The 20,637-nt window shown below is 63.1% G+C and carries 23 protein-coding genes and 1 riboswitch; of the genes, 10 read left to right on the forward strand and 13 right to left on the reverse strand.

The features are described 5' to 3' along the window. Positions 1–18: 18 nt before the first annotated feature. The 9 genes from sucD to AC1D1B_RS21410 all read right to left on the reverse strand — a co-directional run bounded on the left by sucD (position 19) and on the right by AC1D1B_RS21410 (position 8,540). Positions 19–918, reverse strand: a complete 900-nt coding sequence (gene sucD / locus AC1D1B_RS21370) for a succinate--CoA ligase subunit alpha (RefSeq protein ID WP_477334401.1) — start codon at positions 916–918, stop codon at positions 19–21. A 14-nt stretch (positions 919–932) separates the two neighbouring features. After that, positions 933–2,117, reverse strand: a complete 1,185-nt coding sequence (locus AC1D1B_RS21375) for a malate--CoA ligase subunit beta (protein WP_477334402.1) — start codon at positions 2,115–2,117, stop codon at positions 933–935. 18 nt (positions 2,118–2,135) lie between these two features. Next, positions 2,136–3,098 carry an HpcH/HpaI aldolase/citrate lyase family protein gene (locus tag AC1D1B_RS21380; RefSeq protein ID WP_181055906.1) on the reverse strand — a complete coding sequence of 321 codons (963 nt, stop codon included), beginning with the start codon at positions 3,096–3,098 and terminating at the stop codon, positions 2,136–2,138. A gap of 11 nt (positions 3,099–3,109) precedes the next feature. Further along, on the reverse strand, positions 3,110–4,300 hold the full coding sequence (locus tag AC1D1B_RS21385) for an aminotransferase class V-fold PLP-dependent enzyme (protein WP_477334403.1): 1,191 nt from the start codon (positions 4,298–4,300) through the stop codon (positions 3,110–3,112). A gap of 146 nt (positions 4,301–4,446) precedes the next feature. Then, the gene (locus AC1D1B_RS21390) at positions 4,447–5,067 is read right to left on the reverse strand and encodes a LuxR C-terminal-related transcriptional regulator (RefSeq protein WP_477334404.1); all 621 of its coding nucleotides are present in this window, start codon (positions 5,065–5,067) and stop codon (positions 4,447–4,449) included. A 300-nt stretch (positions 5,068–5,367) separates the two neighbouring features. After that, positions 5,368–6,729: a sensor histidine kinase gene (locus AC1D1B_RS21395; RefSeq protein ID WP_477334405.1), complete on the reverse strand. Its 1,362-nt coding sequence runs from the start codon at positions 6,727–6,729 to the stop codon at positions 5,368–5,370. Continuing rightward, positions 6,726–7,502 carry a response regulator gene (locus AC1D1B_RS21400; protein ID WP_477334870.1) on the reverse strand — a complete coding sequence of 259 codons (777 nt, stop codon included), beginning with the start codon at positions 7,500–7,502 and terminating at the stop codon, positions 6,726–6,728. The genes AC1D1B_RS21395 and AC1D1B_RS21400 overlap by 4 nt, the downstream gene beginning before the upstream one ends. A 26-nt stretch (positions 7,503–7,528) precedes the next feature. Continuing rightward, positions 7,529–8,383 carry a MipA/OmpV family protein gene (locus AC1D1B_RS21405; RefSeq protein ID WP_477334406.1) on the reverse strand — a complete coding sequence of 285 codons (855 nt, stop codon included), beginning with the start codon at positions 8,381–8,383 and terminating at the stop codon, positions 7,529–7,531. After that, on the reverse strand, positions 8,286–8,540 hold the full coding sequence (locus AC1D1B_RS21410; protein WP_477334902.1) for a hypothetical protein: 255 nt from the start codon (positions 8,538–8,540) through the stop codon (positions 8,286–8,288). Before AC1D1B_RS21410 ends, AC1D1B_RS21405 begins: the two co-directional genes overlap by 98 nt. A gap of 144 nt (positions 8,541–8,684) precedes the next feature. Here AC1D1B_RS21410 and mgtE point away from each other — a divergent pair, with 144 nt between their 5' ends. Beyond that, the gene (mgtE, locus tag AC1D1B_RS21415) at positions 8,685–10,103 is read left to right on the forward strand and encodes a magnesium transporter (RefSeq protein ID WP_477334407.1); all 1,419 of its coding nucleotides are present in this window, start codon (positions 8,685–8,687) and stop codon (positions 10,101–10,103) included. 296 nt (positions 10,104–10,399) lie between these two features. Beyond that, entirely contained in the window at positions 10,400–10,786 is a 387-nt protein-coding gene (locus AC1D1B_RS21420; protein WP_023685221.1) for a MerR family transcriptional regulator, read from the forward strand. A 24-nt stretch (positions 10,787–10,810) separates the two neighbouring features. Here the strand turns inward: AC1D1B_RS21420 and AC1D1B_RS21425 are convergent, their stop codons facing one another. Together AC1D1B_RS21425 and AC1D1B_RS21430 are read right to left on the reverse strand one after the other, a co-directional pair. Further along, positions 10,811–11,317, reverse strand: coding sequence for a methyltransferase family protein (locus tag AC1D1B_RS21425; protein WP_477334408.1), 507 nt, complete (start codon positions 11,315–11,317; stop codon positions 10,811–10,813). Continuing rightward, positions 11,314–12,309 carry a heparan-alpha-glucosaminide N-acetyltransferase gene (locus AC1D1B_RS21430; protein ID WP_477334409.1) on the reverse strand — a complete coding sequence of 332 codons (996 nt, stop codon included), beginning with the start codon at positions 12,307–12,309 and terminating at the stop codon, positions 11,314–11,316. Before AC1D1B_RS21430 ends, AC1D1B_RS21425 begins: the two co-directional genes overlap by 4 nt. Before the next feature lie 210 nt (positions 12,310–12,519). On the opposite strand from AC1D1B_RS21430, the gene AC1D1B_RS21435 reads away from it, so the two are divergent. After that, on the forward strand, positions 12,520–13,719 hold the full coding sequence (locus tag AC1D1B_RS21435) for an MFS transporter (RefSeq protein WP_477334410.1): 1,200 nt from the start codon (positions 12,520–12,522) through the stop codon (positions 13,717–13,719). Here AC1D1B_RS21435 and AC1D1B_RS21440 read toward each other — a convergent pair whose 3' ends face one another. After that, the gene (locus AC1D1B_RS21440) at positions 13,720–14,883 is read right to left on the reverse strand and encodes an aromatic ring-hydroxylating oxygenase subunit alpha (RefSeq protein ID WP_477334411.1); all 1,164 of its coding nucleotides are present in this window, start codon (positions 14,881–14,883) and stop codon (positions 13,720–13,722) included. 119 nt (positions 14,884–15,002) lie between these two features. Between AC1D1B_RS21440 and AC1D1B_RS21445 the strand changes: the two genes are divergently transcribed. The 5 genes from AC1D1B_RS21445 (at position 15,003) to cobO (ending at position 18,093) form a co-directional block, all read left to right on the forward strand. After that, the gene (locus AC1D1B_RS21445) at positions 15,003–15,695 is read left to right on the forward strand and encodes a gamma-glutamylcyclotransferase (protein WP_477334412.1); all 693 of its coding nucleotides are present in this window, start codon (positions 15,003–15,005) and stop codon (positions 15,693–15,695) included. A gap of 67 nt (positions 15,696–15,762) precedes the next feature. Continuing rightward, a riboswitch (cobalamin riboswitch) is annotated at positions 15,763–15,957 on the forward strand. A gap of 36 nt (positions 15,958–15,993) precedes the next feature. Continuing rightward, positions 15,994–16,173: a CbtB domain-containing protein gene (locus AC1D1B_RS21450; RefSeq protein WP_477334413.1), complete on the forward strand. Its 180-nt coding sequence runs from the start codon at positions 15,994–15,996 to the stop codon at positions 16,171–16,173. Between the two features lie 15 nt (positions 16,174–16,188). Next, the gene (locus tag AC1D1B_RS21455) at positions 16,189–16,992 is read left to right on the forward strand and encodes a CbtA family protein (protein ID WP_477334414.1); all 804 of its coding nucleotides are present in this window, start codon (positions 16,189–16,191) and stop codon (positions 16,990–16,992) included. Further along, entirely contained in the window at positions 16,985–17,479 is a 495-nt protein-coding gene (gene cobU, locus AC1D1B_RS21460) for a bifunctional adenosylcobinamide kinase/adenosylcobinamide-phosphate guanylyltransferase (RefSeq protein ID WP_477334415.1), read from the forward strand. The genes AC1D1B_RS21455 and cobU overlap by 8 nt, the downstream gene beginning before the upstream one ends. After that, complete coding sequence (gene cobO, locus AC1D1B_RS21465) at positions 17,479–18,093, forward strand: cob(I)yrinic acid a,c-diamide adenosyltransferase (protein WP_023714330.1); 615 nt, start codon at positions 17,479–17,481, stop codon at positions 18,091–18,093. The genes cobU and cobO overlap by 1 nt, the downstream gene beginning before the upstream one ends. A 6-nt stretch (positions 18,094–18,099) precedes the next feature. On the opposite strand, the gene cbiB is transcribed toward cobO, so the two are convergent. Then, complete coding sequence (cbiB, locus tag AC1D1B_RS21470; protein WP_477334416.1) at positions 18,100–19,077, reverse strand: adenosylcobinamide-phosphate synthase CbiB; 978 nt, start codon at positions 19,075–19,077, stop codon at positions 18,100–18,102. Between cbiB and cobD the strand changes: the two genes are divergently transcribed. Next, positions 19,076–20,131: a threonine-phosphate decarboxylase CobD gene (cobD, locus tag AC1D1B_RS21475; protein ID WP_477334872.1), complete on the forward strand. Its 1,056-nt coding sequence runs from the start codon at positions 19,076–19,078 to the stop codon at positions 20,129–20,131. The two genes, cbiB and cobD, sit on opposite strands and share 2 nt — an antisense overlap. After that, a complete protein-coding gene (locus tag AC1D1B_RS21480; protein WP_477334417.1) occupies positions 20,128–20,637 on the forward strand; it encodes a tyrosine phosphatase family protein in 510 nt (169 codons plus the stop codon). Before cobD ends, AC1D1B_RS21480 begins: the two co-directional genes overlap by 4 nt.

The raw sequence follows: 20,637 nt of genomic DNA on the forward strand, positions 1-20,637 counted from the left end.
GGTTTCGCCCGGCCGCCGTCACGCCGCCTTCTTCATCCCCGCCAGCGTCTCGGCAACCACCTCACCAAACGACGACGGCGTCGGCACGATGACGACGCCGGCGTCTTTCAGGATTTCGACCTTTTCCTGCGCTGATTCGCCGAAGGCCGAGATGATGGCGCCGGCGTGGCCCATGCGGCGGCCTTTCGGGGCCGAGAGGCCGGCGATGTAGGCGATCAAGGGCTTGCGCATATTGTCGCGCGCCCAGATCGCCGCTTCGGCTTCCTGCGGTCCGCCGATCTCGCCGATCATCACCACCGCGTCGGTCTCGTCATCCTGCTCGAACAGTTTCAGCATGTCCTTGAAGGAGGAGCCGTTGATCGGATCGCCGCCGATGCCGACGCTGGTCGACACGCCGATGCCGAGCGACTTCATCTGCGACGCCGCTTCATAGCCGAGCGTGCCGGAGCGGCCGACAATGCCGACGCGGCCCGGCAGATAGATGCTGCCGGGCATGATGCCCATCAGCGCCTGTCCGGGCGTGATGACGCCGGCGCAGTTCGGGCCGATCAGCCGCATGCGGTCTTCGTAGCGGTAGCGCAGCATGTAGCGCTTGACCTGCATCATATCCTGCGAAGGGATGCCGTCGGTGATGCAGACGCACAGTTTTATCCCCGCGTCGGCTGCTTCCATGATCGAATCGGCGGCAAAGGGCGGCGGCACGAAAACGATGCTCGCCTCGGCGCGGGTCTCGCGCACCGCGCCCTTGACCGTGTTGAAGACGGGCAGGCCGAGATGCTTCTGGCCGCCTTTGCCGGGGGTGACGCCGCCGACCAGCTTGGTGCCGTAGCGTTTCATGTCTTCGGCATGGAAGCTGCCTATCTTGCCGGTAAATCCCTGGACGATGACGCGGGTGCTGCGGTTGAGCAGGATTGCCATTTTCTCGACCTCCCTCAGGCTGCTTTTTTCTTGGTGGCTGCACGCCAGGCGGCGACGGCTTTTTCGGCGGCTTCGGCCAGCGTGTCGGCAACGATCACCGCCTCGCCGGAATCGGCCAGGATGCGGCGGCCTTCCTCGGCCTTGGTGCCTGAGAGACGGACCACCAGCGGCACGTTGACGCCGACCTCGCGTATCGCCTTGATGACGCCTTCGGCGACCCAGTCGCAGCGGTTGATGCCGGCAAAGATGTTGACCAGGATGGTCTCGACATTCTTGTCGCCGAGCACAGCGCGGAAGGATTTCGCCACCCGCTCGGGCGAGGCGCCGCCGCCTATGTCGAGGAAGTTGGCCGGCTCGCCGCCGGCGATCTTGATCATGTCCATGGTCGCCATGGCGAGACCGGCGCCATTGATGATGCAGCCAATATTGCCGTCGAGGCCGACATAGGAGAGGCCGCGGTCGCTGGCGAAGGTTTCGCGCGGGTCTTCCTGGCTCTTGTCGCGCAGTTCGGAGATTTCCGGCCGCCTAAACAGCGCGTTCTCGTCGAACGACATTTTGGCGTCGAGGGCGATCAGATTGCCGTCGCGGGTCACCACCAGCGGATTGATCTCCAGCATCGAGGCGTCATAGTCGCGAAACACCTGGTAGCAGGCGAAGATGGTCTCGGTCGCCTTGCCGATCAGATTGTGGTCGAGGCCGAGCCCGAAGGCGATTTCGCGGGCCTGAAAACGCTGCATGCCGACACCGGGATCGACCGATGTGCGCAGGATGGAATTGGGCGCCTTTTCGACGATGTCCTCGATCTCCATGCCGCCGGCGGCAGACGCCACGATCATGACGCGCTCTTCCTTGCGGTCGAGCACGAAGCCGACATAGAGCTCCTGCGCGATGTCGACGGCTTCCTCGAGGTAGAGACGTGAGATCAGCTTGCCGCGCGGGCCGGTCTGCTGGGTCACCAGCTTGCGGCCGAGCATGGCTTCGGCGGCGTTGGAGATCTCCTCGTCATTGGCGCAGAGCTTGATGCCGCCGGCCTTGCCGCGCGCGCCGGAGTGCACCTGCGCCTTCAGCACCCATTTGCTGCCGCCGATCTCGCGCGCCCTGTAGGTTGCCTGCTCGGGGCTGTAGGCCAGCCCGCCGCGCGGCACATGCACGCCGTGGCGCGCCAGCAGTTCCTTGGCCTGATATTCGTGGATGTCCATCTTATCCTCCCTGAACAGTCAATGCGTGGCGACGCGCGGTTGGCCAGCGCGTTCGATTGCCTCGTTGACCACCAATACGTTCCTGGCCATGCGCTCCGACGCGGCGTCGATCATCTTGCCGTCGAGGGCTGCCGCTCCCTTGCCCTGCGCCTCGGCCTCTTTCAGCACTTCGAGGATGCGCCTGGCGCGGGTGACCTCTTTTTCCGGCGGCGAGAAGACGTCGTTGGCGAGCGCGATCTGCGAGGGATGGATTGCCCATTTGCCCTCGATGCCAAGTGCCGCGGCGCGCCTGGCGCCGGCGATGTAGCCCTCCGGGTCGGAGAAGTCGCCGAACGGCCCGTCAATGGCGCGCAGGCCGTAGGCGCGGCAGGCGACAGTCATGCGCGACAAAGCGAAATGCCACTGGTCGCCGGGATAGTCGGGGTTGAGCCCGCCAATGTTGACGGTGCGCGCCTTGCAGCTCGCGGCATAGTCGGCGACGCCGAAATGCATGGCTTCCAGCCGGCCGGGGGTCGCGGCAATCGCCTCGACATTGGCCATGCCGAGCGCGGTCTCGATCAACGCTTCGAGGCCGACGCGGGTCTTGAAACCCTTGGCCATCTCGATCTGGTTGACCATGGCCTCGACCATATAGAGGTCGGCCGGCACGCCGACCTTCGGCACCAAAATGGTGTCCAGCCGGTCGCCGGCCTGCTCCATGACGTCGACCACGTCGCGGTACATGTAGTGCGTGTCGAGCCCATTGATGCGCACCGAGACGGTCTTGCCCTTGGCGCGCCAGTCGATGTCGTTGAGCGCCTGGATGATGTTCTTGCGGGCGCGTTCCTTGTCGGGCGGCGCGACCGCGTCCTCGATGTCGAGGAAGATGAAGTCGGCGGCGCTGTTGGCCGCCTTGTCGATCATTTCCGGGCTGGAGCCGGGAACCGCCAGCTCGCTGCGCTGCAGCCGCAGTTTCTTCAGATGGTTGATGGTGTGGCTCATGGTCGGCTCCCTCAGGCGGCTTCGGCGACCGGCACGGCGGCCGAGGCGCGGAAATGCTGGATGGCGGCGCCGACGCCGGAACCCGGCGCCAGCCGCACGCCGCAGTCGAGCAACGCCATTTCGGCTGCCGACAGCGAGGCAAGCACCATCACCTCGTTCAGCCAGCCGAGATGGCCGATGCGGAAGACCTTGCCCATCACCTTGTTGAGGCCGCCGCCAAGCGACGTCTGGTAGGTGCCGTAGGCGCGCTTGACGACGTCGCCGCTGTCGATGCCTTCGGGCACCAGAATGGCGCTGACCGTATCGGAATGCCATTTCGGCGCCTTGGCGCAGAGTTTCAGGCCCCAGGCGTCGACCGCCTTGCGCACGCCTTCGGCGAGGCGATGGTGGCGGGCGAAGATGTTTTCGAGCCCTTCCTCGGCGATCAGGTCGAGCGAGGCGCGCAGGCCGCGCAGCAGCTGTGTAGCCGGCGTATAAGGGAAATAGCCGCCATCGTTGGCGCGGATCATGTCCTCGAAAGAGAAGAAGCAGCGGCGGTGGGTGGCGCTCCTCGAAGCCACAAGCGCCTTCTTGCTGACGGACAGGAAGCCGAGGCCGGCGGGCAGCATGAAGCCCTTCTGCGAGCCGCTGACGGCGCAGTCGACGCCCCATTCTTCCTGGCGAAAGTCGATCGAGCCGATCGACGACACGCCGTCGACGAACAGCAGGGCAGGGTGGTTTGCATCGTCGAGCACGGCGCGGCAGCCGGCGACATCGCTGGTTACGCCGGTCGCCGTCTCGTTTTGCGTGCAGAAGATTGCCTTGATGCGGTGCGCCTTGTCGGCCTTCAGCCGCTCGGCATAGAGCTCGAGCGGCACGCCCGTTCCCCATTCGCAATCGATGACATCGACCTCGAGGCCGAGGCGCTCGGCCATGTCGACCCACAGGTGAGAGAACTGGCCGAAGCGCGACATCAGCACGCGGTCGCCGGGGCTGAGCACATTGGTCATCGCCGCTTCCCAGGCGCCGGTGCCGGAGGAGGGGTAGATGAAGACGCGGCCGGTCTCGTTCTTGAAGACGCGTTTGATGTCCTCGAACAGCGGCAAGGTGAGATCGGGGAAGGACGCGGCGCGCATATCCTCCATCGGCAGGTTCATCGCCTGCCGGACCTGTTCGGGGATGTTGGTCGGTCCGGGAATGAAAAGATGGGTGAAACCGGCCATGGTGCGAACTCCTCCTGATCCAGCAAAGCGGTGATGGGGAGTTTCGTTTCGACGGCTAAAGGCAACAACACCTTGCCGGGTAACATCTCGCCGCGCACGGGTGGGGGCGGCCTACCCGGTTGGCCTACCCGCGGCCCATCGCTTGCCTACCCGAAAGGCTGTTTCTGGGTACGCCTCTCGCGCGCATAGAGCGCCACGGCCATCGCCCGGTTGCGGACGTCGAGCTTGTCGTAGAGATTCTTGAGGTGGTATTTTACCGTGTTCTCGGAAATCCCCGTCCGCGTCGCGATCTGCAGATTGGTCCAGCCGTCGGACAGCACTGCCAGCAGCTCGCGTTCGCGCACGGTGAGTTGCGACAAGGGCGTGTCGTTGACCTTGTTGATGTCGATATAGGGGATGCAGATGCGTCCATGCGCAACGGCCAGGATCGTCTCGAAGATGATCGACGGGTCGTCGAACTGGAAGCAGTAGCCCTGGGCGCCGAGCCGCACGCACTGCTTCAGGATGCCGATGTCATGGTCGTTGGAAAACACGGCTATGCGCACGCCGAGCTTGCCGCTGTGAACCTCGGCCAGCACATCGGCGCCGTCCATGTCGGCGAGCTTCCAGCCGATGACGGCGACGTCGAATTCGCCTTCCGTCGCCAGTTGGAGGAATTGGCTGCCGCTTTGCACGCAGGCGAGGAGATCGAAGCGGCCGTCGCATTCCAGCATTTCGCGCAGCGCCGATATGACGAGCGGATTGCGTTCGGCCACGACCACGCGCACGCGCCGTTCCTCGGTTGCCTTGGTTTCTGTCTGCGACCTGATCTTCAAGGGCTTCCGGCTGTTCTGGTTGCAATCTCAGCGGTCCGGCCATTGCCTGGACCTGCATCATGACAATTCTGCCCCAACCGTGCGGGGGTGCTCTTTCCCCAGCGACATGCGCTGTCGCGCTGCTTTAAGCCGCCGGGGCATCGGTTTTTGATGGTATTGGTGTTGTCAATGCCGGCCGGAGTGATCTCGCCTGCCAGTGTCGCCGTTCAGGCGGGAGGGCGCATTTCGTTTGAAATTCCGTGGGTTACGGGATCAACCTGACATGCGCTCGCCGAACCCCGGGAGCCATTGTGATGGCGAGACAACTGGTCCGTTCGGCAGATCGACGGTCACGATGAGCCCTGTCGGTTGATTATCCTGCAATTCGATCTTGCCACCATGACCCTGGATGATGTCCGCAACGATCGAGAGACCAAGACCGAAGCCATGCTTCGAGGCAACGCCACGCGATGTGTCCTCCTTGAAGAATGGTTCGAATACGCGGGAGCGCGCCGTCATCGAAATGCCCGGTCCATCGTCGCCGACCGCTATGCGCGCCGTCGTCTCGGTCAGCGTCAATGCGACGGTGACATTGCCGGCAAATTTAACCCCGTTGTCGCAGAGATTGGTGATCGCACGTGCCAGCGCATTGGGTTTGCACCAGCCCAGAAGCCGATCCGGTCCGGAATACGAGACCGAAAACCCGACATCGGAGAATTCGGCACAGACTGTTTGCAGCACGCTGGCAATGTCTGCGCGTTGCAGCTTCTCCGTCGAAACATCGTTGCGCAGATAGGTCAAAGTCTCGTTGATCAGCTCTTCAATATGCTGGACATCGGACAGCATCGCGGTTCGGGTGAGGCCGTCATCCATGCGCTCGGCGCGAAGCCGCAGCCGCGTCAAAGGCGTGCGCAGATCATGGCTGACACTGCGCAACATGCGCGTGCGATTCTCGATCATCGTCCGGATACGCGTTCTCATCCTGTTCAGGGCGCGCACCAGGCCGACCATCTCGATGGAGCCGCGTTCGATGAAAAGCTCGTCGCTGTTCTCGATCTCTGCTGACCCGACAGCGGTCGAAATGCGTCTTAGGGGGTTTGTCACGGCCCATACTGCAAAAAGCCAAATCAGGGCAGGAAAAGCGACAAAAGCCATAAATTTGTAGAACAGGGAACGGATAAAGCCTGATGTCAGCAAGGTATCGGGCACGCCAAAATGAGCCAGGACGGCCTGTTGGTCCAGATCCAGCACAAAGGCATATTCACCGTCGATTGTTAGCCAACGTCCATCCGTCGGTTCGTTGTTGAACCGGAAAAGCCATTCGATATTTCGCCACTGAAGATAGGAAACTGGAATACTGTCGATCTGCTTCCTGGGCAGTATCTTGAAATCAAAACCCGCTCGCGCCGCCGCTGCCAAGATCACGCTGCGAGCTTCCACTGGTGCTTCGCGCAACAAGGCAGCAACCACGGCGGTTCGTGTGGCGCTGTCGTCGACAGCCGGCAGGTTGATACTCGCTGTAACATTTTCGACGACCGATCCAACGGACAGGATCACAACCACCGTGATGATAATGACTGCCGCGAACTGCCCACGCACAGACTGCGGCAGGAAACGGCGGATCAAATCCCTCATGCTTCCTCAACCGTCGCGGTGAAGATGTAACCGCCCAGCCGAACTGTCCTGAGAAGCACCGGATCGCGCGCATCCTTTTCGATCTTCTGGCGGATTCGGCTGACGTGAACATCGACGCTGCGCTCGATTGGTCCGGCAAGCCCTGCATGGGTTACGCCAAGGAGTTCCTCGCGCGAGAGAACCCGGCCCGCATTACGGCAGAAAGCAAGCAACAGGTCGAATTCATGCGTGGTGGTCGCGACCCGCGCGTTGCTCGGATCATGCAATTGCCGGCGAATGGGGTCGAGGCGCCAGCCGTTGAAGCGAAGCACCTTCGACCGATCCCGTTCCTCGGGAGCGTAGGTCGTGCGGCGCAGCAGCGCCCGTATCCTGGCCGTCAGTTCGCGAGCGCTGAACGGTTTTGTCACGTAGTCGTCCGCGCCAATCTCGAGTCCGAAGATGCGGTCGATTTCTTCGCCAAGGGCGGTCAGCATCAGGATCGGAACGTTCGTTTGCGCGCGAAGGCGGCGGCAGATGCTGAGGCCGTTTTCGCCAGGCAGCATGACATCAAGCACGATAAGATCGAATTTCTGGTTGCGAAGCGCGGCGTCCATCCGAACGCCGTTCCCGGCTATTTCCACGATCATGCCGTTTTCGGTGAGCGTATCACCCAGCATGCGCGCGATTTCGAGGTCGTCTTCGACGATGAGGATACGCGAACCTTGCCTTGTCGATCTGGATTCGGCGTTCAAATCGCTTGGGTGCCTTTGCCGTGCGATCTCGGAGTTTGTCATAGCCTGCATAGGTGCCTGCGTGGATGTCAGAACCGGTATCCGACCAGAAGCATCCCTGAAGGCTGAACCTTGTCGACGACGATCGGGCTGTCGGCGGCGTCACCCAAGAGAATGCCGACCCCCGCTTCGCCCCGCACCATCCAGTTCTGATTGAGCATATATGTGGCGGAAATTGAAAAATCGGCGCGCTTCAACCCGGCACCAGCATCATAGCGAGCCAGCCCCGAGCGAGCCGATAGTTCCGGCGTGACGCCAAAATAGGCCTGCATGTAATTTTCGTCCGCGAAGACGGCGGCTGCACTGGCGCCGATCACCAACGATGGGGACAGAGGCTGGCTGACCTCGATCCCGACCTTGCCTTCGAGGCCATCGCTGCCGCCGATGGTCTTGTCGAGCTGCGCAAAGATTTCAGCCGGGCCGAACTTCACCGCGGCCTTCGCGCCGACTGTCGCGCCCATGTCGACATCCCCTAAGCCGCGCAGGTGGTCGGCGTCGTCTTCCTTGCGGCCCATCTCATAGCCAAGCCGCGCGCTGAATTCGAACGGGCCTTGTCTGTAGATCGCGATGTTGGCGCCCGTCGGATCGACCGTCACCGTATCGAGGAATGTCGCGGTGATGAAAGGTACCGGCATGACCTTGAACTCGTCGCTGCCCTCGTATTTGGGGACTATGATGGCGCCGCCTCCAACGACGACGTGCCAGTCGGCCAGTTTTTGTTCGAAGCGTCCGAAACGGGAAGGATCGGGCGGAGGGCTAAAGTCATCGGAATTCACGGCAATAGCGTCAGCCGCCAGCACGATGCCCGAATGCGTTGAAACCAGCACCGCCATCGCCGCAAGAGAGGCCCGGCCGGCAAACATTCCAGAATCCATATTGAACATGCATGCTCCAGAGCAGCGAGGCGGTGAGCCCCTGATGCTCGGAGTATTTCAGGCGAAGGTGGCTGCATGCATGAAGTGATGTTAATTTTTGTTGCGCAATCTTGGTCGCTTTTTGGCGGCTGTACGAAGCGACCTCGGCATAACGTCGTGCGACCATGTGGCGTGCTCTCAAGCCAAATCGCGCCACCGCCTATCTCAGTGTTTAATCATGATCTTTTCCGAAAACCGGTTTCCCCTTTTCGGGATCATGGTCTAGACCTGACAGGCACCTTTTGCGGGATTGCGATGGCGGGAGGCGCCGGTGGAAGGCGAACACGAACAGACGAGCGGCGCCAAAGCCGCTGACGATGCCCACGCCGACATTTATGGCGAGGATGGCGCCGTTCTGTCGTCCTTCCTGGCCCAGATCGGCGCCGCCATCGCCGATCGCGACACGCTGACGCTGAAGCGCGAAGTCGACGACCTGCACCAGTCGGAACTCGGTGATCTGCTCGAGGCGCTGCATCCCGAACAGCGCCGCGCGCTGGTCGAACTGCTTGGCGCCGATTTCGATTTTTCCTCGCTGACCGAGGTCGACGAGGCGATTCGCATGGAGATCGTCGACAATCTGCCCAATGCGCAGATTGCCCAGGCGGTGCAGGAACTCGATTCCGACGACGCCGTCTACATTCTCGAAGACCTTGAAAAGGAAGACCAGGACGAGATCCTGTCGCAGCTGCCGTTCACCGAACGGATCAGGCTGCGCCGCTCGCTCGACTACCCCGAAGAGACCGCCGGTCGCCGCATGCAGACCGAGTTCGTCGCGGTGCCGCCGTTCTGGACCATCGGTCAGACCATCGACTACATGCGCGAGGACCAGAACCTTCCCGACCGATTCAGCCAGATCTTCGTCATCGATCCGAGTTTCAAGCTGCTCGGCGCCATCGACCTCGACCAGATCCTGCGCACCAAGCGTACCATCAAGGTCGAGGAGGTGATGCATGAGACCAGGCACGCCATTCCGGCCACCATGGATCAGGAAGAGGCGGCGCGGGAATTCGAGCAATACGATCTTCTGTCCGCCGCTGTCGTCGACGAGAACGAGCGGCTGGTCGGCGTGCTGACCATCGACGACGTCGTCGATGTCATCCAGCAGGAAGCCGAGGAAGATCTGTTGCGCATGGGCGGTGTCGGCGACGAAGAGCTGTCCGACAGCATCCTGTCGACCTCGCGCTCGCGCGTTCCCTGGCTGCTGGTCAATCTGTTGACCGCGTTCCTGGCAGCTTCGGTGATCGGCCTGTTCGACCGCACCATCGAGCATATCGTGGCGCTGGCGGTGCTGATGCCGATCGTGGCCGGCATGGGCGGCAATGCCGGGTCGCAGACCATGACCGTCACCGTGCGGGCGCTGGCGACGAAGGACCTCGACATCTACAATGCAGGCCGCATCATCCGCCGCGAGATGGGCGTCGGGTCCATCAACGGTATCATCTTCGCCGTGCTGATCGGCATCGTTGCGTCGGCCTGGTTCCGCGATCCCAATCTGGGCGGCATCATCGCCGCGGCGATGATCATCAACATGTTCGTCGCAGCTCTTGCCGGCATCCTGATCCCGCTGCTGCTCGACCGGTTCAAGATCGATCCGGCCGTGGCCTCAGCGGTTTTCGTCACCACGGTCACCGATGTCGTTGGATTCTTTGCTTTCCTCGGGCTAGCTACCTGGTGGTTCGCCATACCCTAGGCTGTTGATATTCAGGTGAGGCCGGCCTGCAAATGGCTGATACCTGCGCTTCCGGTGCTCACGTACGAAAAGTACGCTCCGGTTCTCGGTATCAACCATTTTCGACTCGGCCTGACCTGAATCTCAACAACCTAGCTCAAGTTGGTAACGTCTCACGTCAATTGACTTTTACGTAAATGCCGTGCGAGATTCGCACAGGGGTTTCATGTCGAGTCCGGCATGGGACATGGTTGATCGGGTTGAGTGGGGTGCGCCGCTTGGCAGGCGGTCGCTTACGTTTCGGCTTGGGAGCAAGAATGCGGGAATATTATTCGATCACTGAACTGACCCGCGAATTCGACGTGTCGACGCGGACGCTGCGCTTTTACGAGGATGAGGGGCTGGTGCAACCGGTTCGGCGCGGCCGCACCAGGCTGTTTCGCCCGTCCGACCGGCACCTGATCCGCCAGATCATGCGCGGAAAGCGACTCGGCTTCTCGATCAACGAAATCCGCGAAATCATCCAGATGTACAAGGAGCCGCCCGGCGAGGTCGGCCAACTCAACCTGATGATCAAGCGCATCGAGGAGAAGCGCGAGGATCTTCGCCAGAAGCGGCGCGACCTCGAGGAGACGCTGGCCGAGCTCGACCAGGCGGAAGAGTCCTGCGTCGAGCGGTTGGTGGAGCTGGGCGTGAATACCTAGGCGACGGCATCGCGCCGGGAAGGCTCAAATCCAGCGCCGCACGCGCTTGGCGTAGTCGCGGTATTTCTTGCCGAATTTTGCGGCCAGCACTTTTTCCTCGCTCTCGATCGCGACCTTCTGGGTGGCGAAGGCGGCGATCAGGGCCAGCGGCAGGAACCATACGATCCCCGAGACCAAGGCGGCACCGATCAACAGCAGCGTGTTGGCCAGATACATCGGATTGCGCGTGACGCCGAACGGGCCTGACGTCACCAGATGCTCCGGCACGCCGTTGGGGTTCATTGTCGTTTTGGCGCGCGTCATGGCGCGGATGGCGGTGAACCAGAGTGCGGCAACGGCAAACAGTACCACAAAGCCGGCCGCGAACAGGAGGTCGCCAAGGAGGTCGCCGATCCAGGGCAGGGGATAGAAGAGGCCGAGCACGATGCTGATGGCGATGGCGGTGCAGTAGATCAGCGGCGGCCATGGAATCAGCCCGGATTTCGATAGCCCAGGTTTTGCTAATCCGGCTTTTGGCAGCTTGTCGGTCATTGTTGCCCTCCCTGCGTCATCGGGCTCTCCTCCGTCTTGGCGGTACAGATGCCGGCGAGTTCACCGAGATGCGCTTTGAACTCCGGGGTCTGGTCGCCATTGTAGAGCCGGTCGAATGCCGCCTCGCTTTGCAGCGTGTCCAGCATGCACACACAATAGCTGGTGCAGAACTCCGTGTCGCGCTGCTGTTCGCAGGATACCTGGCATTCCTTCAGGAAGACCACTTCCCGTGTCTCGACCGGCGCCGGCATGATCTGCGAGAACAGCCAGACACAGCCGAACAGCAGCGGCTGGTGGATCAGGTAGAAAGCCAGGCTGTGGCGGCCGATGAAGGTGAATGGCTTGGCCCAGCTTCCGGGCGTCAGCGTCGCCAGCCGCGCCAGCAGGCCGGTGGTGGACGCCAGCTTTGCCGCGGCGATGCCGACAAGCACGGCGCCGAACCAGGGAAACAGCGGCACATAGTCGTTGGAGCGTGGGTTGATCGCCGACAGACCGACCCACCACAACGCCGGATGATCGAAGGCTTCGGATCGGAGGTAGATGGGCGCTGCGATCACCACCGCCGCCACGACCAGCGTCAGCAAGGACGGCAGCCGCAGGAACAAAAGGCCGAGCAGGCTGGCCAGCGCGATCTCGTGCAGGATGCCGAAGAAGATGAAGCTGCCCGGCGTCAAGAAATACGTGACCGCCGATATGGCAACCGCCGCGACGGCGACCATGGCAAAGCGCTTCCAGAAGCCGTTCCAGCGGATCTGCCTGCCATGGGCCAGAAACAGGCTGACGCCGACCAGGAACAGGAATGTCGAGGCGATGCAGCGCGCATAGATCTTCCACCAGCCGAAGGCGGTGAGACCGGGATCGGTGTAGTGGAAATTCTCAAGATCCCAGGTGAAGTGGTAGCTGGCCATGGCGATCAGCGCGATGCCGCGCACGACGTCGATGGCGACGATGCGCTTCGGTTGATCTCCAGGGGGTGCGGTATGGATACTCATGGTCTCGTAATCTGATTCAGCCCCAGAGACGACTATCACGGTTGCACCGGACAAAAGAAGGCCGCGCGGCTGCATCAGGCGGTGCTTTAGGCCAGAGCCGGAAAGCCTTTGACCGAAATCGCTTTTTGCCGGGAAGGGGTCGGTTTCCTGTTACCGGCTGCGGAATCGCCAGCGCAGATTTGACGCCGCGAGTCTGCTTTTGGGGATGAAATGTCCACCCATGTGCGCCATCCGATCTGGCTTCCGGCCTTGCGTCCGGCGGATGCGCGCACCTTTGCCTCGCTCTATGCGGTCGAATCCTTCGCCCGCGCCACGGTGTCGAGCGTCATCCCGATCCAGGCCTACGAAATCCTCCACAATGAGCAGATCGTCTCGATCCTCTACACCATCGTGGCGCTGCTCGGCCTGTCGGTGACGCTGTTCATGCCGATGCTGATCCGCCGCTTTGCGCGGCGCTGGGTCTATACCGCCGGCGCCTGCCTGCTGGCGATAGGCTCGCTGTTCTTCGTCACCCACACGCTTGCCGGGCAGCTAGCCGGGATGCTGTGCCGCGTCATGGGGGCGAGCGCGCTGTCGATCACGCTCAACCTCTACATCATGGACCACATTCGCAAGACCGACTTCATGCAGGCCGAATCGCTGCGCATGGCGTGGTCGATGCTGGCCTGGACCGGCGGGCCGACGCTCGGCATTTTCCTCTACACACGCTACGGCATCTATGCCGCGCATGGTGCGGTGGCGGTGTTCGCGCTGGCCTTGTTGGCGTTGTTCTGGACGTATCGGCTGGGCGACAACCAGTCGATCCGGCCGGGCAAGACGCGGCCGGCCAATCCGCTGGCCAATATCGGCCGCTTCGTCGCGCAGCCGAGGCTCAGGCTCGCCTGGCTGATCGCCTTCGGCCGCTCCTGCTTCTGGACGACGTTCTTCGTCTATGGGCCGCTGTTCATGGTCATCACCGGCGAGGGCGAGCTTGCCGGCGGCCTGCTGGTTTCGGCCGGCAATGCGCTGTTGTTCATGGCGATCTTCTGGGGCAAGGCTGGAAAACGCTTCGGTGGCCGGCGCACCATGACCTTCGCCTATTTCGCCATGTCGGCCGCGCTGCTGGCGGCGGGCGCGGTCGGCGCGACCGCGCCGCTGCTTACCGGCTTCTTCCTGCTCTGCGGCGCCTTCTTCACCATCGCGCTCGATGCGCTGGGCTCGACCGCCTTCATGCGCTCGGTCAGGCATTATGAGCGGTCGCAGATGGCTGCGGTCTACCGCACCTATCTCGACTTTTCCGAGCTGACGCCGCCGCTGGTCTATTCCGTGGTGCTGGCGTTTTTCGGCCTGGGTTCGGTTTTTGTCACCCTGGGCTTGCTGGCGGCCGTCTGCGGATTCGTCACGTGGCGCTATCTGCCGAAATCGCTTTGATCAGGATGCCGCATGGTGCTCGCGCACCCAGTTGTGGAAACGGTGCAGGTCGTACTCCTCCGGCATCAGCACACCGGCCTGGTGGCGCATCGAGCGCAGGCCTTTCTGGTTGACCTCGCAGATCGCCGCATCTTCTTCCAGTACCTGGGTGCCGAAGGCGACGACATTGTCGATGTCGGTCTCAGCCAGCGCCTCCGGTGCGAACAGCCATTCGGCGGTGAGCTCGGTTTGTTCGGGGCCGAGCGGCGTCAGCCGCACGGTGCGGACATAGTCGACATGGCCGACGATGAACATCGACGGCAGGCTGGTGGAATAGGTCTGGCCTGCTGCGCGTTCGGCCGGTGTCAGGCCGGAGAAGACCGGGCCATGCGCCTGTCCATCGCGCGACCAGGTCTCGGCACCGGTACGCAGTCCGCCGGAAAACTCCGGTGCGTCATTGTCGGCATGGCGGACCCAGTCGGGGTCGTCGCGCCGACTCATAAGGCCGCGGCCGTAGATCGGCACCAGTCGCGACAGGTCCTTGTGGACGCCGGGGCAGTGCAGGCACTCGTTGAAGTTTTCCCAAAAGATCTTCCAGTTGCAGTTCATCACCTTGCGCAGCACATGGCCTGACACCAGCGTTTCCAGCGGCCAGTTGGCGAGGTCGCCGGATGCCGGATCGAAGGATGCCTGCGCCGAGCCGGCCGCATCCTCCTGCAGGTTGACGAAGACAAAGCCGCGCCACACCGACAGCGCCACGCGGTAGAGCGGATGGTCGGCCTTATCGAAACCGTCGGGCAGCGATTTCGAGGGAACGCGCACGAGATCACCGCGCAGCGAATAGGACCAGGCGTGGTAGGGGCAAGTAATCAGCCGCGCCTTCAGCCGGCCCTCGCTTTCCTGGCAAAGCTGCGAGCCGCGATGCCGGCAGGTGTTGTGGAAGGCGCGCAGCTCGCCGGTGTCGTCACGCAGCACGACGATCTCCTGCGTGCCGACGCGGAATGTCCTGAACGCCAAAGGCTGGGCGAGATCGGCCTCGCGGCAGACGAGCAGCCAGCTTTTGTACCAGATGGCGTCGAGGTCGCGCTGGTACGCGCCGGCGTCCCAATAGGCAGAGGACGGCAGCGTCGGCTTGGCCTGGGTCAGGCCATTATAGGGGTCGCGCTCGCTCGGATTGGGTTGCATGGCTGGCTTCCTCTAGGGATACGCCAGCCGACACCCCGGCAAATCGTTTGTCAATCACGGCTGACATTGCCGGTTGCCGGTGCTGCGCATAATCATGTCCGGACATAGGGATTCGGAAATTGGCCGCACGACAGATGTCGCTTACGCCGGAATTGGTCGCGCGCTGCTGGCGCGAGATCGCCGACGCCGGACCCGACCCGGAGGCGATGCACCTCGATGACAGCGACTACGATTCGCTGGTGGACGAATTGCAGGCCGAGCTTCCCGATAGCGAACCGCTGTGGCTGTTCGGCTATGGCTCGCTGATCTGGAAGCCGGAAATCGATTATGTCGAGGACCGCGTTGCGCTGGCACGCGGCTGGCACCGATCTTTCTGCATGAACATGACACGCTGGCGGGGCACCAAAGAGCGCCCCGGACTGATGATGGCGCTCGACAGTGGCGGACAGTGCAAAGGCGTCGCCTTCCGGCTGGCCGACAATGACAGGCGAGAGCAGCTGGGCCGGCTTTTCCGGCGCGAAGTCACGCTGAAGCCGACAAGCTACCGGCCGCGCATGCTGAAGCTTACAAGCGAGGCCGGTCCGCTCAGGGCACTGGCTTTCGTCATCAACCGCAAAGGGCTGACCTATTCCGGCCCGCTCGACGAGGCGAAGGTCGTCGACAGGCTGGCCACATCCTGCGGGCACTGGGGGTCAGGCGCCGACTATCTCTACAACACGGTGAAGAATCTGGAGGAGCGCGGCATTCACGATCGCCATCTGTGGCGCCTGCAGCGGCTGGTTGCGGAGCGGATCAGCTCCTTGAACCCGTAATACTGCATGGCGCATTCGCGCTGTTGGCCGGCGGAATTTGGTTTGCCGGACGCGGCTGTTTCAGCCTATAGTCACGCATGTCGTCGGTTCCGTTAGGGACCAAGAGGGAATGCGGTGAGGGCTGACTTGTTGCCCAATGCCGTGGCTGCCCCCGCAACTGTGTGCGGTAGTCCTCTCCAAGCCACTGAGGATTTTTCTTCGGGAAGGTGGGGAAGGGCGCTGATCCGCGAGCCAGGAGACCTGCCGGCGACAGGGAACTGACTTCGATGCCCTCGGGTGGAGGGCGAAAGGACAAGATATGAATACCGCTTCCGTCTCCCTCGGCGCTTCCGTCTCCTCGCAGTCGCGCTTCATGCAGCTCGTGCTTAGCGCGTTTCTGGGCATTTTCGTCATCGGCGTTGTCGGCTTCTCGCATATCGATGCGATCCACAATGCCGCGCATGACTATCGCCATTCGATGGCGTTTCCCTGCCACTGACGAGGATCTGACATCATGAACCTGTTTCGCAACGTCGTGTTCGTCGCGGCGATCGCCGGGCTCGTGGCCGGCGTCGTTCTCGCCTGCATGCAGGCCTATGCCACCGTGCCGCTCATCCTGAAGGCGGAAGTCTACGAACAGGCCGGTGGCGGCCATAAGCATGAGCATGCCGCGGCCGCCAACGCTACGGACACCAATGCCATGAGCACCGCCGCGCCGGCGGGAAATGCCATGAGCAGTGCAGCACCCGCACCGGCTGAAACGGCCGCACCGGCGGAGGACGAAAGCTGGGCGCCGGCCGACGGCTTCGAGCGCTTCGCCTTCAGCGTGCTGGCCAATATCGTCACCGGCATCGGTTTCGCGCTGGTCCTGGTGGCGGTTTCCGAATTCGCTGGCGGCATCGGCAACTGGCGCCAGGGCGTATTCTGGGGTCTGGCCGGCTTTGCCGTGTTCACGCTGGCGCCGGGCCTCGGCCTGCCGCCGGAACTGCCGGCAATGCCGGCGGCCGATCTCATGCCGCGCCAGATCTGGTGGGTGGCAACGGTTGTGGCGACTGCTATTGGCCTTGCCTTGATCGCCTTCCGCACGTCGGCGCCGCTAACCGTCCTTGCTGTCATCCTGATTGTCGCCCCGCATATTGTCGGCGCGCCGCAGCCGGACAGTTTCGAGACGCCGATCCCGGAAGGCCTGCATCATCAGTTCGTGGTGGCGGTGACGCTGACCAATCTGGTGTTCTGGCTGGTGCTTGGTGCGATGGTTGGCGTGGTGCGCGCCCGCTTCACCGGCACCGCGACCAGCCTGCGCGACAGCTTTGCCTGATCGCAGTTTGACCTTCATCATCGGCGGTGSGCGCTCCGGCAAGATCCCCCCCCCCCAAACGCCGCCATGGGCCTATATCGCGACCGCTGAAGCCTATGACGATGAGATGCGTGAGCGCATCGCGCAACACCGGTCGCGGCGTGGCGAGGGGTGGGCGACCATCGATGCGCCGCTCGATCTTGCCGGTGCACTCGAAGCGCTACCCGACAACCAGCCGGTGCTCGTCGATTGCCTGACGCTGTGGCTGACCAATCATATGCTTTCCGACCATGATCTCGACACGGAATGCCGGCGGCTGGCCGGCGTGCTGTCGCGGCCGCGCGGGCCGTGGTTCGTGGTCTCCAACGAAGTCGGGCAAGGCATCGTGCCCGACAATGCGCTGGCGCGCCGGTTTCGTGACGCTGCCGGCCGGCTTAACCAGCAGGTTGCGGCAATTGCCGATACGGTGCTTCTGATGGTGGCGGGGCTGCCGCTCAAGGTGAAATAATGACCGATATCGACGCAAAAGACGAGGAACGCCACCGCGCCAAGATGGCCAAGCGCAAGGCGGTGCAAGATGCCGAGGTTGCGGAAAAGACGGTCGAGAAGGGGCTGTTGATCGTCAACACCGGACCCGGCAAGGGCAAGACCACCGCCGCCTTCGGCCTGGCGCTGCGCATGCTCGGCTACGGCAAGCGCGTCGGCGTCGTCCAGTTCATCAAGGGCAAATGGCACACCGGCGAAAAAGATGCCTTCGCGGCGTTCGGCGACCGGGTCGTCTGGCACACGATGGGCGAGGGGTTCACCTGGGAGACGCAGGATTTGAAGCGCGACATTGCGGCGGCCGAAGCTGCCTGGGCCAAGGCGCTAGAGCTGATCGCCGATCCGTCGATCAGCCTTGTCGTGCTCGATGAGCTTAACATCGCGCTGCGCTATGACTATCTCGATCTCGACAAGGTGGTTGCCGCGCTAAAGGCCCGGCGCGAGGGCCTGCATGTCGTCGTCACCGGCCGCAATGCCAAGCCGGCGCTGGTCGAGGCCGCCGACCTCGTCACCGAAATGGGCGTGACCAAGCACCATTTCTCTGCGGGTGTGAAGGCGCAGCAGGGGATCGAGTTCTGACCTATCTCAGATCGTCAGGTAGATCAGCCCCGCCGAGAGCAATCCGAACAGCGCGATCAGCAGATAGTCGGCGACCTGGTAGAGCTTCAGCGCCCGCCTGATGTCCAGGCTCTCGGCTTCGCGCCGGCCGCCTTCGCCCATGAACGCATCCTCGACGACAACGCCGCCATAGGTACGCGGGCCGGCGAGCGCTAGGCCGAGGGCGCCGGCCATCGCCGCCTCCGGCCAGCCGGCATTGGGCGAGCGGTGCTTTCTGGCGTCGCGCCGCACCGCTTCCCAGGCATTGCGGGGATCGGCGCCGCTGACAAGAAAGGCGGCGCCAATGATAAGCAGCGCGGTCAGCCGGGAGGCCGGCAGGTTGATCCAGTCGTCGAAAAGTGCTGCCGCCCGGCCGAAGGCCTCATGGCGCGGCGTGCGGTGACCGATCATCGAATCGGCGGTGTTGGCGGCTTTATAGGCGACGCCGCCGGCCAGGCCGCAAACACCGGTCCAGAAGGCCGGTGCGACGATGCCGTCGGAAAAATTCTCGGCCAGGCTTTCGATCGCGGCGCGGCTGACGCCGGCGTGGTCGAGCTTTTCGGGATCGCGGCCGACGATGCGGGCGACGGCAATGCGTCCGAGTGCCAGCCCGCCCGTGTCCAGCGCATCGGCGACCGCTTCGACATGCTCGGTGAGACTCTTCTGCGACAGCAGCGACGAGGCCATGATTGCCGTGATGATCATGCCGGCAGGAAAGAGCTGCCAGAGCAGGATTTGCACGATGAAGGCAATCGCCGCCGGCACCAGAACAATGACCAGCAGCGCGTGTGCGCCCCGGCGGCGACGCGAGGCGTCGGAATCAGTGGCGCGGTTGAGCCTGAGGTCGAGAAAGGATATCAGCCTGCCGAACCAGGTGACGGGATGGCCAACGGCACGGAATAGCCAGTCCGGGTAACCCAGGATGCGTTCGATGGCCAGGGACAGGAAAGCGATCAGGATCGACATGAAGCTTCTTGATGGAGCGATTGCTGCGGTGGATCACGGTGGATCCCTTGGCCGGGCGAGCGCGCTCTTCCCTCACGCGCCACAACCTTTCGTCGATCTCTCGACAGGTATCAATCCGCACTCCTACCCGCTTTTCGAGCTGCCCGCCACCGCTCTGTCACGATTGCCGGAAGCCGCGCGCCTGCGTGAGTTGGCCAGGATCGCCGCAGGCGCCTATGGCGCGCCGTCGGCAGCCCATGTGGCAGCAGCCCCGGGCACGCAGATCCTGTTGCCGCGCGTCGCCTCGCTGGTGAGTCCCGGCCGGGCGCTGGTGCTCGGGCCGACCTATGCCGAGCACGCCAGAGCGGCTGCGATCGCCGGCCATGCCGTGGCGGAGGTCGACGATGTCGAGGCGCTCGTCGCGGCCGACCTCGCCATCGTCGTCAATCCAAACAACCCAGACGGGCGTGTTGTGCCGCGGGAAAGGCTGCTTCGGCTTGCCGAGATATTGCGCGCCAAGGGCGGGCTGCTGGTCGTCGACGAAGCCTTCATGGATGTCGGCCCGCACGCCGAAAGCCTTGCCGGCGATGTCGGGCAGGGCGGCATCGTCGTGCTGCGCTCGTTCGGCAAGTTCTTCGGCCTTGCCGGCCTACGGCTCGGCTTCGCGCTTTCCGATGCGTTGACGGTCGAAAGGCTTGAAACGCAATTCGGACCCTGGGCTGTCGCCGGTCCGGCGCTGGAGTATGGCATTCGCGCGCTTGCCGATAGCGGCTGGCAGGCTGACATGCGACGCCGGCTGGTTTCGGATGCCGCGCGGCTCGACGCGCTGTTTGCGCGATTCGGTGTTGCTGTCGCCGGCGGCACGACGCTGTTTCGTTATCTTCAGATTCCGAACGCGGCCGGGCTGTTTTCGGCGCTCGGCGAGCGCGGCATCCTGCTCCGGCATTTTTCCGACCGGCCGCAGGTGCTGCGTGCCGGGCTGCCTGGAAGTCAGGAGGAATGGCAGCGGCTTGAATCCGCGCTTGCCGACTGGTCCGCGCGGCGCAACGATAAGCCGAAGGAGATCGCGCCATGATCCATGTCTGTTCGCTGGCGAAGCTTGAGGAGACGGTGGCCAGAAGCGGCGCTGAGCGCGTGCTGTCGCTGCTTGCCGCCGGCACCGAGGTGACACGGCCGGCCTCAATCGCCAAGGACAACCATCTGCATCTGGTCATGCACGATATCGCCGTGGCACAGGACGGCATGACGATGCCGGGCGAAGACCATGTGCGCAATCTGCTCGATTTCGCCCGCAAATGGGACCGTGCCAATCCGATGGTCGTGCATTGCTATGCCGGCATCAGCCGCTCGACCGCCTCGGCCTACATCATCGCCGCGGCGCTGGCGCCAAAGCGCGATGAGGCAGAATTGGCGCAGACATTGCGGCAGCTTTCGCCCTCGGCGACGCCTAATCCGCGGCTGATCGCCGTCGCTGACACTCTGCTCTCGCGACAAGGCCGCATGATCGAAGCGATCGAGGCGATCGGGCGCGGCGCCGACGCTTTCGAGGGCACGCCTTTCGTTTTGAAAATCGACGGCTAA

The sequence above is a fragment of the Mesorhizobium sp. P2_C5_2 genome, assembly GCF_056404535.1.